Here is a 13,959-nt window from a genome sequence, read left to right on the forward strand (position 1 = left end):
CCCCCGCGCACCATCACCACCATGGCCGAAGGTCGTATCAAGCCTTTAAAACCCACAAACCAACCGCACCCAGCCACCCAACCTGCTCCCACCGCTCACAGCACATGCGCGCCCGCCGCCGGGCCCAGCGCCCGCCGCACCGCCCGCACCGAAGGGGCGGCCGCCAGGGCTTCCGCGACTGCGGCGGCGCCGGCCGCGTCGGCGGCGAGGAAGGCGCACGTGGGGCCGGAGCCCGACAGCAGGGTGCCCAGCGCGCCCGCTTCCCGTCCGGCCTGGAGGGTGGCCCGAAGGTCGGGGCGGAGCGAGGTGGCCGGGCGGGTGAGGTCGTTGCGCAGAGCCGCGCCGAGCAGCCGGGAGTCGCCGGCCCGCAGTGCGCGCAGCAGTTCCTCGTCCACACCGGGGGACGGCGCCTGCTCCCCGGCCGCCTCGCGCAGCCGGTCCAACTCCCGGAAGACCGCGGGGGTGGACAGGCCCTCATGGGCGAAGGCGAAGACCCAGTGGAACTCGCCGCGGGCCAGGACCGGTGCGATCTGCTCGCCGCGGCCGGTGCCCATGGCGGTGCCGCCGTAGAGCGCGAAGGGGACGTCGCTGCCCAGGCGCGCGGCCAGGGCGTGCAGGTCGTCGCGGGACAGGCCGGTGCCCCACAGGGCGTCGCAGGCCACGAGCGCACCGGCGGCGTCGGCGGAACCGCCCGCCATCCCCCCGGCGACCGGGATGCCCTTGGTGAGGTGCAGGCGCACCGCGGGCGTGCGGCCCACGGTCTCGGCGAGGAGGACGGCGGCGCGCCAGGCGAGGTTGGCCGCGTCCAGCGGCACGTCTGCCGCGCCCTCCCCCTCGCAGGTCAGCGTGAGCGTGTCCGACTCGGCGGCGGTGACCTCGTCGAAGAGGCCGACGGCGTGGAAGACGGTCGCCAGGTCGTGGTACCCGTCCGGGCGGAGTGGGCCGACCGAGAGGGCGAGGTTCACCTTGGCCGGGACGCGGACCGTGACCGCTTCGGCGGCCCGCGGGCGGGGCTCGTCGCCCGGGGTGAGGGCGGCGGCGGTCATGCGGACTCCGCCTTCGGCCGCTTCTCGGCCAGCCGCGCGAACTCCTCGACGGTCAGCGTCTCCCCGCGCGCGCTGGGATCGATCCCCGCGGCCACCAGCGCCTGTTCGGCGGCGGCCGGCGACCCGGCCCAGCCGCTCAGCGCCGACCGCAGGGTCTTGCGGCGCTGGGCGAAGGCCGCGTCCACGGCGGCGAACACGGCGCGGCGGTCGACGAGCGTGGTCGGCGGGGCGTCCCGGCGGTCCAGGCGCACCAGGCCCGAGTCGACGTTCGGGGCGGGCCAGAACACGTTGCGGCCGATGGCCCCGGCGCGCTTCACGTCCGCGAACCAGCGCGCCTTGACCGACGGCACGCCGTACACCCGCGACCCGGGCTCGGCGGCCAGCCGGTCGGCGACCTCGGCCTGCACCATGATCAGGGTGCGCTCGATGCTGGGGAAGCGCTCCAGCATGTGCAGCAGGACCGGGACGGCGACGTTGTAGGGCAGGTTCGCCACGAGGGCGGTCGGCGGCGGGCCGGGCAGGTCCGTCACCCGCAGCGCGTCGGAGTGCACGAGCTCGAACTCCACCTGGCCGGCGGCGATCCCGGGCGCGTGCTCGGCCAGGGTCCGCGGCAGGGCGGCGGCCAGCGTCGGGTCGATCTCGACCGCGACCACCCGGCGGGCCACGTCCAGGAGCCCCAGGGTCAGCGAGCCGAGTCCGGGGCCGACCTCGACCACCACGTCGTCCGCGGTGACGTCGCCCGCGCGCACGATGCGGCGGATGGTGTTGGGGTCGATGACGAAGTTCTGGCCGAGCTTCTTCGTCGGCGACACGCCGAGCCGCTCGGCGAGCTTGCGCACTTCGGCCGGGCCCAGGAGCCGGGCCGGGAGGCGTTCGGGCTGCTCGGCGGCCGAAGCGGGTTCGGAGGGCAGCGGTGCGGGAGGCGGCGTGTCGGACATCGCGAGCCATCGTATGCCGCGCGGCTCAGTACCGCGGTACCGCGCCGCGCGGCGGGCGGGCCCGCGTCACGGTGCCGGCGTCGTGCCGGCCCGCTCACGAGCCCATCCCGGCGACGGTCAGGTGAACAGGTTCCGCCCGCACACCGGCCACTGCCCGGCGCCGGAGCGCACGTACAGGAGCTTGGCGCGGTAGGTCTGCTCCTCCGGCGTGGCGTTCGACGGGAGGCCGGAGCCGCCCATCGCGGCCCAGGTCGAGGGCGAGAACTGGTAGAGGCCGAAGTACAGGCCGCCGCCGCCCACGGACTTGGGGTTGCCGCCGGACTCGCACTTGGCCAGGCCCGCCCAGTTCAGGTTGTCGGCACCGGCCACGGTGTTCGGGACCGGCTTGGTGCCGACCTTCACCACGGCGTTGACCGGCTGCTTGGTGACGTTCTTGCTGACCACCTTCGGCGGCTGCTTCACGCCGTTGACGGTCTGGTACGCGTACACGACCTCCTGCACGCCCGGCACGCCCTGCGTGACGGTCTTGCGCGATCCGACGTAGGCGGTCGGGTCCTGCTGCTCGGTCGTGCTGAAGGCGATGGCCTCCTGCTTGGTCTCCTGCGTCCCGGTGATGCGCTCGACGGTGATGTTCTGGCCGTCGCCCGGGAAGGAGGCGGGGTCCGGGTTCGCGGTGTCCTGCCCGGCCAGCGTCACGCCCGCCTCGGACAGGGCCTGGGCGACGGTGGGGGCGGTGGTGTCCATCGGGATCGACTTGCCGTCGACGAGTATGTTCACGTGGCGGCGGGTGCGGATCTCGAAGGCCAGTCCCTGGCGCCCGATCGGCTGGTCGCGGTTCACCGAGACGTACGGGTTCGCACCGTGCAGTCCCAGGCCGTCCATCGCCTCGGCCACGGTGTTGCCCGTGGTCCAGATCTTCGAGTCCTTGCCGTCGACGGTGACGTCCAGCTGGCGGCCGTAGTTGACGGCGATGTGCTCGCCGTCGACCAGGTGCTCACTCGGCGCCGGGGCCACGGAGTCGTGCTCCCCGGGGGTGATGCCCTGGGCCTTCAGGACGTCGGACACCTTGCTGTCGAAGGTGTGGATGGTGCGTTCCTGGCCGTCCACCGTGATGTGGACCGTCTTCTCGAAGCCGACGTAGGCGCCGACGCCTCCGACGAGCCCCAGCAGGACCGTGCCCTGGACGGCGCGGACCTTCGCCTTGGAACCCTCACTGTGCCGACTAGCGGAACGTCTACTGCTCACGCTGATCCAGACCTCGTGGTGTCCGGTTACGACGCTGGGTCCTGGCGGGCCCGAGCGGGTGCGTCGATCCGGCTGCCGAGCAGACAGTAGCGGGCAACCCGCGGCCGCCGCTAGCGCGTGTCCGCTGGATGTCCTGCGACGTCCCTTTGACTCCAGGTCGGCTGTCGGTCGACTGATATGACCAAGTTATGCCTGAACCTGGAAGGCATTCCGCAGATTGGCGTCGAGAGCGTGACAGAGTTCGGCCAGGCCGTCCTCGCTGTCCATGCCGCGCAGCGCGGCCATTGCGCGGACCGTGTACGGCACCAGGTAGGGGGCGTTCGGGCGTCCTCTATAAGGGAGCGGAGTGAGGAACGGAGCATCCGTCTCCACAAGGATCCGGTCCAGCGGGGCCACCTGGAGCGCTTCCTGCAATGCCTGGTTCGCCTTGTAGGTGACGTTCCCTGCGAAGGACATGTAGTAGCCCCGCTCAGCGCACACTTCGGCCATCGCGGCGTCACCCGAATAGCAGTGGAAGACCACTGTTTCGGGCGAACCCTCCTCAAGAAGGATGCGGAGGACGTCGTCGTGCGCGTCGCGGTCGTGGATCACCAGGGCCTTGCCATGGCGCTTGGCGATGGCGATGTGCGCTCGGAAGCTCTGCTGCTGCGCCGCCACGCCGTCCGGGCCGGTGCGGAAGTAGTCGAGGCCGGTCTCGCCGATGCCCCGGACGTGCTCCTCGGCCGCGAGCTCGTCGATCTCGGCGAGGGCGGCTTCCAGCGCCTCGGTGCCACCGGGGCCGCGGCGCTGGCCGGACCAGCCGTCGGGGTCGCCGAGGACCAGGCGCGGGGCCTCGTTGGGGTGCAGGGCGACGGCGGCGTGCACGCGCTCGTACTCGGCGGCCAGGGCGGCCGCGGTGTGCGAGGAGGGGACGTCGATGCCGACCTGGACCAGGGTGCGGACGTTCACCCGGTCGGCGGCCGCGATGATGTCCGCGGCCGCCGGCTCCTGGAGGTCCATATGGGTGTGGCTGTCGCCGACCGGCGCCGGAAGGGGCTCCGGCGCCGGGGGCGGGGTCTCGTCGCGGTCCTTGGACTTCTTGCGCTTGCGCTTGGCCTCGCCGTCGGAGTCGCCTGGGCGGCCCGGGCCGCCGGAGCTGTTCGCCACGCGCCTACGCCGCCTCGCCGCCGAGCCGGGCCAGCTCCTCGTCGACGATGGACGGGTCCAGCTTCTTGAAGATCGGCGTCGGCGGGTCGAGCTTGCGGCCGACCGCGATCGGCGTGGACTCCCAGCGGGCCAGCGCGGCGTCGTAGTCGCCGGTCAGGACCGGGTAGGCGGGGCCGCCGTCCAGGTCCTCGACCTCGCGCAGCTCCGGCATCGCCGACCAGGTGCCCTCGCCGCCGAGCAGGTGGAAGACCTTCTCGGAGGAGAACGGCAGGAAGGGCGTGAGCAGGGTCTTGGCGTCGTCGACGACCTGCAGGGTGACGTGCAGGACGGTGGCCATGCGCGCCGGGTCGGTCTTCGCCAGCTTCCACGGCTCGTGGTCGGAGACGTACTTGTTGGCCTCGGCCACCACGCGCATCGCCTCGGCCAGCGCGGCCTTGAAGCGGCAGCGGTCCAGCAGGTCGCCGACGGTCTGGAAGGCGCCGCGGGAGGCGGCCAGCAGGGCCTCGTCCTCGGCGGTGAGGTCGCCCGGAGCCGGGATCTCCCCGAGGTTCTTGGCGGCCATCGAGATGGCGCGGTTCACCAGGTTGCCCCACCCGGCGACCAGCTCGTCGTTGTTGCGGCGCAGGAACTCCGCCCAGGTGAAGTCGGTGTCCTGGGTCTCCGGCCCGGCGGCGGTGATGTAGTAGCGCAGCGCGTCGGCGTCGTACCGGGACAGGAAGTCGCGGACGTAGATGACGACGGCCCGCGAGGACGAGAACTTGCGGCCCTCCATGGTCAGGAACTCGGAGCTGACCACCTCGTGCGGGAGCGAGAGCTCGCCGAGGGATCCCGGGTCGCCGCCCTTGTCGCCCTTGCCGTCGTAGCCGAGCAGCATCGCCGGCCAGATCTCGGCGTGGAAGACGATGTTGTCCTTGCCCATGAAGTAGTAGGCGTCGGGTGCCTCACCGTTCGGGCCGACCTGCCAGAAGGTCCGCCACGCGTCCGGGTCCCCGGTGCGGCGCGCCCACTCGACGCTCGCCGACAGGTAGCCCACGACCGCGTCGAACCAGACGTACAGCTTCTTGTCGGGCCGGTCGATCCACCCCTCCAGCGGAACCGGGACACCCCAGTCCAGGTCGCGGGAGATGGCGCGGGGCTGGAGGTCGTCGAGCAGGTTCAGCGAGAACTTCAGGACGTTGGGACGCCAGGTCTTCTGCTCCTGCAGCCAGCTGCCGAGCACCCCGGCGAAGGCGGGCAGGTCCAGGAAGAACTGCTCCGTCTCGATGAACTTCGGCGTCTCGCCGTTGATCCGCGACCGCGGGTTGATCAGCCGGTCCGGGTCCAGCTGGTTGCCGCAGTTGTCGCACTGGTCGCCGCGCGCGCCGTCGTACCCGCAGATGGGACAGGTGCCCTCGATGTAGCGGTCGGGCAGCGTGCGGCCGGTGGACGGCGAGATCGCGCCCTGGGTGGTCTTGGCGAAGATGTAGCCGTTGTCGTACAGACCCTTGAACATCTCCTGCACGACCGCGTAGTGGTTCCGCGTCGTGGTCCGGGTGAACAGGTCGTAGGCGAGCCCCAGCGACCGCAGGTCCTCGGCGATGACGCGGTTGTAGCGGTCGGCGAGCTCCCGCGCGCTGACCCCCTCCTTGTCGGCCTGCACCAGGATCGGCGTCCCGTGCTCGTCCGTCCCGCTGACCATCAGCACCCGGTTCCCCGCCATCCGCTGGTAGCGGCTGAAGACGTCGGACGGGACCCCGAAGCCGGAGACGTGCCCGATGTGGCGGGGGCCGTTGGCGTACGGCCAGGCCACGGCGGTGAGAATGGTGCGCTGGGTGGACGGCATGCCGTCTAGGGTATCCGGCGCGGGGGCAGGTTCAGGTGCGCTTCCGACGGGGTCCAGATAGTGGACGATCGGATGGGACGGTCCGGAGCACGGCCATCACTCGAACGAGTTCTCCTTCGCCGCCACGACCGCGTCGAAAACCTCCCGCTTCGGCAGCCCGACCTCGGCGGCGACCTCCGCGATCGCCTCCTTCCGCCGCAGCCCGCCGGCCTCCTCCCGGGCGAACACCAGCTCGGCCAGCTCCGCCGCGCTCAGGTCCTTCCCCGCGCCGGGCACCGCACCGCCGACCACCACGGTGATCTCGCCACGCACCTCGCCCTCCCCGGCCCAGGCGGCCAGGTCGCCGAGGCCGCCACGCTTGATCTCCTCGTACGTCTTCGTCAGCTCGCGACACACCGCCGCCGGCCGCTCGGCCCCGAACGCCGTCGCCATGTCGGCCAGCGACGCGGCCAGCCGATGCGGCGCCTCGAAGAACACCATCGTGCGCGGCTCGGCGGCGAGCTCCGCCAGCCGCGACGACCGTCCGCCGCCCTTGCGCGGCAGGAACCCCTCGAAGCAGAACCGGTCCACGGGCAGCCCGGAGACGGCCAGCGCGGTCAGCACGGCCGACGGCCCGGGCACCGCCGTCACCCGGACACCGGCCCCGACCGCGGCGGCGACCAGCCGATAGCCAGGATCGGAGACCGACGGCATACCGGCGTCCGTGACCACGACGACCCGCGCCCCGGCCACCAGCTCACGCAGCAGCTCAGGCGTCCGCGCGCTCTCGTTGGCCTCGAAGTACGACACGATCCGGCCGCCCGGCGTGACGCTCAGCGCCCCCAGCAGCCGCTTGAGCCGCCGTGTGTCCTCCGTGGCGATGACGTCGGCCGACGCCAGCTCGGCGGCCAGGCGCGGGGAGGCGTCCCCGTCCTGGCCGATCGGAGTGCCGGCCAGGACGAGCAGGCCGGTGGGGGCGGGGGTGGCGGGTTCGGTCACGTGACCATCCTGGCCCAAAAACACTGATCCCCTGTCCGAACGACCGACACGCTCCCTACGATGTCGGGGTGACCAGCCTTGCCACCACCCGATCCACGCTGCCGGATGACGACAGCGAGGAGGATTACGGCGGCCGCCGGCGCCGCGGCGGCTCGCACCGTGAGCGCGGACGCGTCTGGTGGCGTCCCAACCTGCGGCCGCGGGACGACGAGCAGGGCGAGCTCACGTTGCGGGAGCGGCTGGTGCCGCCGTTCGGGGCCGAGCCGTGGTGGGTGGGCTGGGGCTTCCCGGTGCTCATCACGCTGATCGGCGGGGTCATGCGGTTCTGGCACCTGGGGCTGCCCAAGTGGGTCATCTTCGATGAGACCTACTACGCCAAGGACGCCTGGGCCACCATCCACTTCGGGCACGAGATCGGCTGGCACGACGACGGGCCGAACGTCGGCATGGCCAACGACGACCACGCGATCATCGCCAACCCGCACATCTGGCGGACGCTGATCCAGGACCATCACGGCAACGCCGTGCACCCGCCGGTCGGGAAGTGGATGATCGGCGCCGGTGAGTGGCTGTTCGGTTTCACGCCCTACGGCTGGCGGTTCGTCCCCGCGCTGTGCGGGACGCTGGCGATTCTGATGACCGCGCGCATCGCCCGCCGGCTGTTCCGTTCCACGCTGGTCGGGTCGCTGGCCGGGCTGCTGCTGGCCGTGGACGGCATGGAATTCGTCATGAGCCGCACCGCGCTGCTCGACATCTTCGTCATGTTCTGGACGCTGGCCGCGTTCGGCTGTCTGCTCGTCGACCGCGACAAGATGCGCTCCCGGCTCGTCGACTGGCGGGAGACGTTCCCACCGGGCCCGCTGCCGGACGACGTGACGCCGCCCAAGTTGGGCTGGCGCCCGTGGCGCATCGCCGCGGCGATCTGCCTGGGCCTGACCATGGGCACCAAGTGGAGCGGGATCGCGATGATCTTCGTCTTCATCCCGATGTCGATGCTCTGGGACCACGCGGCGCTGCGGGCCGTGGGCATCCGGCGGCACTGGGTCGCCTTCATCCGGCGCGACCTCTGGCAGAACGTCTGCATGGGCTTGCTGGCGCTGGCCACCTACACCGCGTCCTGGACCGGCTGGTTCATCACCAAGGACGGCAACTACCGGCAGTGGGCCACCGAGCACAACGCGATCCACGTCCAGGGCCTGTCGGCGCTGCGCAGCTGGTGGGAGTACCACTGGCAGACCATGATCTTCCACACCAACCTGGACTCGCCGCACGCGTACATGTCGAACCCGTGGAGCTGGCTGGTGATGGGCCGCCCCACCGACTACTACTACTGCTCCAAGGGCAACGAGGGCTGTCCCCCGCTGAACGACAACCAGCACCAGCAGGTGCTGGCCCTGGGCACCCCGCCGCTGTGGTGGTTCGCGACCCTGGCCCTGATCTGGTGCCTGTGGCGGTGGCTGGCGCGGCGGGACTGGCGGGCCGGGGCGATCCTGGGCGGGATGCTCGCCGCGTGGGCGTTCTGGCTCCAGTACCAGCACCGCACGATCTTCACCTTCTACGCGGTCGCCTTCGTGCCCTTCATGGTCATGGCCGCGGCTTATCTCCTGGGCGTGATCGTCGGGAGATCCGACGCGCTCCAGTACCGAAGGGTCTGGGGCGCGGTCGTGGCCGGGGCCATCACCGTCTACATCGTGGGGATGTTCATCTACTTCTTCCCGATCTACACCGCGCAGACGATCACATGGAACCAGTGGATAGACCGCATGTGGTGGCCGAGCTGGATCTAGGGAGAGATGCGGGTGATCCGGGCGATCCGCCCGTGTCACACCTTCCGTCCCGCGCCACGAAGGGCTACCGTCCAGTAACGTGGAACTCTCCTTCGCGCGCCGGGGCTCGGGCGAGCCGCTCCTGCTGATCCACGGCATCGGCCACCGCTGGCAGGCCTGGGAGCCGGTCCTGGACCGGCTCGCCGCGCACCACGACGTCATCGCGATCGACATCCCCGGCTTCGGCAAGTCCGCGCCCCTCAAGCTCGACCCGGGCCAGCGGCCCACCATCGAGCTGGCGATGGAACGGATCGCCGGCGCGTTCCCCGGCTTCGGGATCGAGCGCCCGCACGTGGCGGGCAACTCGCTCGGCGGCGCCCTGGCGCTGGAACTGGCCAAACACGGGCACGCGGCGTCGGCGACCGCCTTCTCCCCCGCCGGGTTCTGGACCACGTGGCGGGAGAAGGCGTGGGCGGTCGGGAGCCTGAGCGCGCTGCGCGCCACCACCTTCGCGCCCAAACCGATCCTCCGGTACGTCGCGAACCATCCGACGGCGCGGGTCGTGGCCTTCGGCATGATCGACGGACAGCCGCGCCGCCTGGACCCGGAGCTCGCCTACGGCGACACCCTCGGGCTGCGCGAGTGCAAGGCGTTCCGGACGGTCGCCAAGGGGGCCAGGCACTACCACTTCTCAGGCGACACCAACGTGCCGACCACCGTGGCCTGGGGCGCGAAGGACCGGATCCTGCTGCGCCGGCAGTTCGAGCAGGCGAAGCGGGTCCTGCCCGGAGCGCGGTTCGAGGATCTGCCGGGGTGCGGGCACGTGCCGATGAACGACGACCCGGAGACGGTGACCCGCTTGATCTTGGAGACCACGGGGGCGGTGTCCGGTAAAGCCGAGAGGTAGTCGTCAGGATGGATATGTAGACTCCCACAGGGTCCCTACGCATACCTCGGTCAGCACCTTCGCAGGAGCGTGGCCGGGGGACGGGGACGTAGCCACCAGGGGGAGGACCGCAGCTCATGACGGAGAACTGGCAGGCCGAACCCTCGCCTTGGCTGATGGGCGGAGGAGAGCCGGAAGCCGGATCGGGACCGCAGGCAGCCGATCCGACGGCGCCGCAGGGGTTGTCCCCGATGCGGTTGCACGTGAACGGCGACGTGGTGTCGGTCGGGCCGCCGATGGTGGATCCGCCACGGCTGAGCCCGGCGACGAGTCCGTCGGGGATCAGCGTGCCGCAGATCGCCACCCCTCTCGATGACCCGCAGTTCTCGGCTTCGCAGTTCTCGGCTTCGCAGTTCTCGCCTCCGCAGTTCAGTGCTCCGATCTCTCCGCCGATCGACCTGCCGGCGCCGCCTCCGCCGCCTCCCTTCTTGGAGGCTTCGTACGGAGCGACCGCCTATGCACAGTCGCCGTACTCCGACGCTTCTCCCTACGCGGACAAGCCGCTCGACAACGAGCCGCACGTCGAGACGCCCGCGCCGCCGCCCTACTCGCCGCCGGTGTACGCAGAGCCGGCGCGGCCGGAGCCTGTGTACACACCCGAGTACGTGCCCGAGCAGGTTTATACGCCGGAGCCCGTCTATAAGCCCGAACCCGCGTACGCACCCGAACCGATACGGCCGGAGCCGATACGGCCGGACTCGCTACGCCCGGAACCGGTCCGTCCCCAACCGGAACCGGTCCGTCCCCAACCGGAACCGGTCCGTCCCCGACCAGAACCGGTCCGTCCCCAACCAGAACCGATCCGACCCCAATCGGTCGAGGTTCGCTACGTCGCGCCCACCCACATCGACTCCCCCACCGCGCCGCTCCCGGTCGCGTACGCCGAGCCGGCGCAGTACAGCCCGGGCTCCCAGCTGACTCCGGTACCGCATCCCTCGTACCAGCAGCACCCCGCCGCCTCGCCGCAGTCGCATGCCCAGGCCCAGCCCCAGGCCCAGGTGCAACCCCCGACCGCCACGCCGGTCGTCGGAGGCGACGACAACATGTCGACGATGATGGTCGCGGTCGGCACCGTCCAGCAGCGCGCGCCGGAGCCCGTGGCCACGGTCGAGGACGCCGAGCGCGTTCTCGGCGCCGCCGTCGACTCGCTCGACGCCGATCCGGACCTGTACTCCATCGGCACGGTCACCGACGGCGCCGTGTGTCTGGTCCCCGACTCCGGGCGGTGGGCGGTGTTCCTCGCCGACGCCGGGCAACGGCGCTTCGCGGGGTCCTTCGACGATCCGATGATGGCGGCCGTGCACTTCGCCGGCGTGCTGCTGCTGGCCGCCGCCGAGCGAGGCGCGATCCCGAAGCCGGCGCCGGCGTCCGAGCAGGCCGCGCTGCCCGGGCCGGACGCCGATCCGCTGGCGCGGTTCCTCGCCGGGCCGCCCATCGCGCCGCTGGCCGGGGACCCGCCGACGACGCTCTACACCGACCACCGGCTGACGGTGCTGACGCCGGGCACCGAGGTCGACCGGTTCGGCGACCAGCTCGGCAACACCGTGTACGCCGCGCGTACGCGCTACCCGCACCGCTCGCTGCCGCCGGACTACGTCGAGCGGGAGTACCGCGTGTACCGCGTACGGGAACCGCTGCGGGCGCTGGCCGGGACGGCGATCCCGTGGTTCGGGCAGCCGGGTGGCGGCACCGCCTATCTGCTGCCGCGGTCGATCGCGGATCTGCTGCGGGAGGGTGTGCTGGTGGAGATCCCTGAGGCCACTGTGGCGCCGTCGTAGCCGTTCGGGCGTTCTCCCGGGTGGCGTTTCGGCGCCACCCGTCGGCACCGGGCACCGGTACGTCACCTGGCCTGGTTACCCTGGAGCCGCATCGGGTCAAAGGCGACCGCGGGGAGGACGACGTGAGAGATCCGTTGAACGATGTGAGGATTCCGGCGCGCGAGGCGTCGGGCGCGGTGCTGGTGGGTGTCGGGTCGTATCGGAGTCTGCCGCAGTTTCCGTGCGCGCTGAACGGGATCTCCGACCTGGCCGCGGCGGTCGGTGGTCCGGGCGGACTGTTCGCCCCGGAGTCCGTGCACACCGTGGCGGACCCGGAATCGGCCACCGAGGTCCTGGACCGCGTGGCGTCGGCCGTGGATCAGTACACGGATACGTTGCTGTTCTACTTCGCCGGGCACGGCATGCGGGACGGTGACGGGCAGCTGTGTCTGGCGCTGCCCTGGAGCCTGGACAAGAAGTCCGAGGCCGAGCGCACCGCGCTGCCGGTCGAGCGGGTCATGGCCCTGATGAGACGCGCCAAGGCCGAGAACCGGATCGTGATCCTGGACTGCCGGTACTCGGGCCGCGCCATGCGGGCGCCGTCGGCCTTCAACGTGCACCTGTTGACCGCGACCGGCCAGAACGAGAAGGTGCGGACGCCCGCCGAGCAGCGGAACACACCGTTCACCGGGGCGCTGGTGGACTTGCTCAGAAACGGTGTGCCGGGCGCGGGGCGATGGCTGACGCTGGGCGACCTGTATCGCTGGATCGGCGGTGCGGCGGACGATCCGACGCCGCATCAGCGGGCGGTCGACGGGAGCGCGGAGATCGCGCTGGGACCGAACCGGGCCGACCGGCTGGACTTCGCACGGCGTGCCGAACTGGCGATGCGGGTCGGCTGGAAGGATCCGGGGCGGGCGGCGCGGCTGTTCGCCGAGCTGGTCGTCGACGCCGCGACCCGGGCCGAGGTCCAGGAGGAGCTGCTGTACCGGATGTCGGCGGCGTCGTGGCTCGGTGCCGCCGGGGACCCGCGCGGCGCCCTGGCACGGTGGGAGGCGCTGCGGCACGACCCGGACGCCGACGCCGTCGAAGTCGAGGCCAACATCGCCTACTGGCGCGAGCGCGTAGGAGTGTGAACCCCACTGGGGTATTCGGCGTAATCCTGTAATCGTTTCTCGACAGCCCGTCGGGAACGCGCAAGACTGGTTTGGCGTTCCCATTTAAGAGAAGCATCGAGGTGACGCCGTGTCCTCTTCACTTTCCGACCGTCGGGCGGACGCCCGTTTCCGGAGTGATCGCAATCTGAGCGCTCGCATGCTGTCGGTCATGGGGCTGCTGGCCGCCGTGTACGCCGGAGCCATGGTGGCGCTGGTCCTGATGCTGGGCCGTGCCTGGCCGATCGGGGTGGCGGTGGTCGTCGCGTTCGCGGCCTTCCAGTTCCTCACGTCCGGCAAGGTCGTGCTGCGGACCATGGGGGCGCAGGTCGTGACGGCCGACCAGGAGCCGGAGCTGCACGCGCTGGTGGACCGGCTCTGCGCGATGGCGGGGATGGACAAGCCCGCGATCGCCGTGTCCGAGTCGAGGGTGCCCAACGCCTGTGCGGTAGGCCGTTCGAAGGACTCCACGACGCTGTGCGTCACCCGGGGGCTGCTGGACACGCTGGAGCCGAGTGAGCTGGAAGGCGTGGTCGCCCACGAGCTGTCGCACGTGGCGCACGGCGACGCTGCGGTGATGACCGTCGCGGCGTTCGTCGGCGTGCTGGCCGGCCTCGTGGCGCGGGTCGGGCTGCGGCTCGTGTACATCGGCGGGCGGGCCCGCGGTCTGTGGCACATCATCGTCGTCGCCCTCGGCTTCATCGCCCTGAGCGCCGCCACGTGGTTCATCTCGCTGGTGCTGACGCGCTCGCTCTCCCGCTACCGCGAGTTCGCGGCGGACCGGTCGGCCGCGCAGCTGACGGGCAACCCGTCGGCGCTGGCGTCGGCGCTCACCAAGGTGTCCGCGAAGGTCAGCGGGGGCGGCGGGATTCCTCAAGTCGACTTGCGGAAGGCGGGCGCTCTGAACGCCTTCTACTTCGCGCCCGTGTCCGCCGCCAAGACGACCGCCCATCACCTGCTGTCCACTCATCCGACGACTCAGGCGCGCCTTGACAGGCTCCTGAGGATGTCGTCGCAGTTGTAGATCTCACAAAGGCGATCATCGAGGCCCGATATGGGCTGTCAGGGTACGACGCTGATCAGCTACGTATGTTCGAGCCTTTTGATGGATGCCTGCTATGCTTCGCGGGTTTTCCGAGCCGCACCGATCCCTGAGCAATG

Annotated in this window: 11 protein-coding genes; 5 read left to right on the forward strand and 6 right to left on the reverse strand. The window is 71.2% G+C overall.

The genetic code is table 11. The features are described from left to right. Window positions 1-95: 95 nt before the first annotated feature. From ABD466_RS00005 to rsmI, 6 genes are all read right to left on the reverse strand, one after another. Window positions 96-1,046 carry a 4-(cytidine 5'-diphospho)-2-C-methyl-D-erythritol kinase gene (locus ABD466_RS00005; RefSeq protein WP_344654764.1) on the reverse strand — a complete coding sequence of 317 codons (951 nt, stop codon included), beginning with the start codon at window positions 1,044-1,046 and terminating at the stop codon, window positions 96-98. Beyond that, complete coding sequence (gene rsmA, locus ABD466_RS00010; protein ID WP_344654765.1) at window positions 1,043-1,984, reverse strand: 16S rRNA (adenine(1518)-N(6)/adenine(1519)-N(6))-dimethyltransferase RsmA; 942 nt, start codon at window positions 1,982-1,984, stop codon at window positions 1,043-1,045. The genes ABD466_RS00005 and rsmA overlap by 4 nt, the downstream gene beginning before the upstream one ends. Before the next feature lie 117 nt (window positions 1,985-2,101). Further along, window positions 2,102-3,229, reverse strand: a complete 1,128-nt coding sequence (locus ABD466_RS00015) for a resuscitation-promoting factor (RefSeq protein WP_344654766.1) — start codon at window positions 3,227-3,229, stop codon at window positions 2,102-2,104. 186 nt (window positions 3,230-3,415) lie between these two features. Then, a complete protein-coding gene (locus tag ABD466_RS00020) occupies window positions 3,416-4,375 on the reverse strand; it encodes a TatD family hydrolase (RefSeq protein WP_344654767.1) in 960 nt (319 codons plus the stop codon). 4 nt (window positions 4,376-4,379) lie between these two features. After that, window positions 4,380-6,197 (reverse strand): methionine--tRNA ligase, encoded by a 1,818-nt coding sequence (gene metG, locus ABD466_RS00025; RefSeq protein WP_344654768.1) that lies wholly within the window; start codon window positions 6,195-6,197, stop codon window positions 4,380-4,382. 96 nt (window positions 6,198-6,293) lie between these two features. Then, on the reverse strand, window positions 6,294-7,175 hold the full coding sequence (gene rsmI / locus ABD466_RS00030) for a 16S rRNA (cytidine(1402)-2'-O)-methyltransferase (RefSeq protein ID WP_344654769.1): 882 nt from the start codon (window positions 7,173-7,175) through the stop codon (window positions 6,294-6,296). Between the two features lie 68 nt (window positions 7,176-7,243). Here rsmI and ABD466_RS00035 point away from each other — a divergent pair, with 68 nt between their 5' ends. The 5 genes from ABD466_RS00035 (at window position 7,244) to ABD466_RS00055 (ending at window position 13,822) form a co-directional block, all read left to right on the forward strand. Further along, window positions 7,244-8,962 carry a dolichyl-phosphate-mannose--protein mannosyltransferase gene (locus ABD466_RS00035; protein WP_344654770.1) on the forward strand — a complete coding sequence of 573 codons (1,719 nt, stop codon included), beginning with the start codon at window positions 7,244-7,246 and terminating at the stop codon, window positions 8,960-8,962. A 79-nt stretch (window positions 8,963-9,041) separates the two neighbouring features. Further along, window positions 9,042-9,848: an alpha/beta fold hydrolase gene (locus ABD466_RS00040; RefSeq protein ID WP_344654771.1), complete on the forward strand. Its 807-nt coding sequence runs from the start codon at window positions 9,042-9,044 to the stop codon at window positions 9,846-9,848. Between the two features lie 116 nt (window positions 9,849-9,964). Continuing rightward, window positions 9,965-11,665, forward strand: coding sequence for a TNT domain-containing protein (locus ABD466_RS00045; RefSeq protein WP_344654772.1), 1,701 nt, complete (start codon window positions 9,965-9,967; stop codon window positions 11,663-11,665). A 122-nt stretch (window positions 11,666-11,787) separates the two neighbouring features. Then, window positions 11,788-12,780 (forward strand): caspase family protein, encoded by a 993-nt coding sequence (locus ABD466_RS00050; protein ID WP_344654773.1) that lies wholly within the window; start codon window positions 11,788-11,790, stop codon window positions 12,778-12,780. Between the two features lie 178 nt (window positions 12,781-12,958). Further along, window positions 12,959-13,822, forward strand: a complete 864-nt coding sequence (locus ABD466_RS00055; protein ID WP_344654774.1) for a M48 family metalloprotease — start codon at window positions 12,959-12,961, stop codon at window positions 13,820-13,822. The last annotated feature ends 137 nt before the right edge of the window (window positions 13,823-13,959 follow it).

It is taken from the genome of Catenulispora subtropica, from assembly GCF_039531675.1.
Classification (GTDB): domain Bacteria; phylum Actinomycetota; class Actinomycetes; order Streptomycetales; family Catenulisporaceae; genus Catenulispora; species Catenulispora subtropica.

Coding starts and splice junctions, on each gene's coding strand:
- ABD466_RS00005 (WP_344654764.1), bottom strand. CDS start 1,046: ATGACCGCCGCCGCCCTCACCCCGGGCGACGAGCCCCGCCCGCGGGCC.
- rsmA (WP_344654765.1), bottom strand. CDS start 1,984: ATGTCCGACACGCCGCCTCCCGCACCGCTGCCCTCCGAACCCGCTTCG.
- metG (WP_344654768.1), bottom strand. CDS start 6,197: ATGCCGTCCACCCAGCGCACCATTCTCACCGCCGTGGCCTGGCCGTAC.
- ABD466_RS00045 (WP_344654772.1), top strand. CDS start 9,965: ATGACGGAGAACTGGCAGGCCGAACCCTCGCCTTGGCTGATGGGCGGA.
- ABD466_RS00055 (WP_344654774.1), top strand. CDS start 12,959: ATGCTGTCGGTCATGGGGCTGCTGGCCGCCGTGTACGCCGGAGCCATG.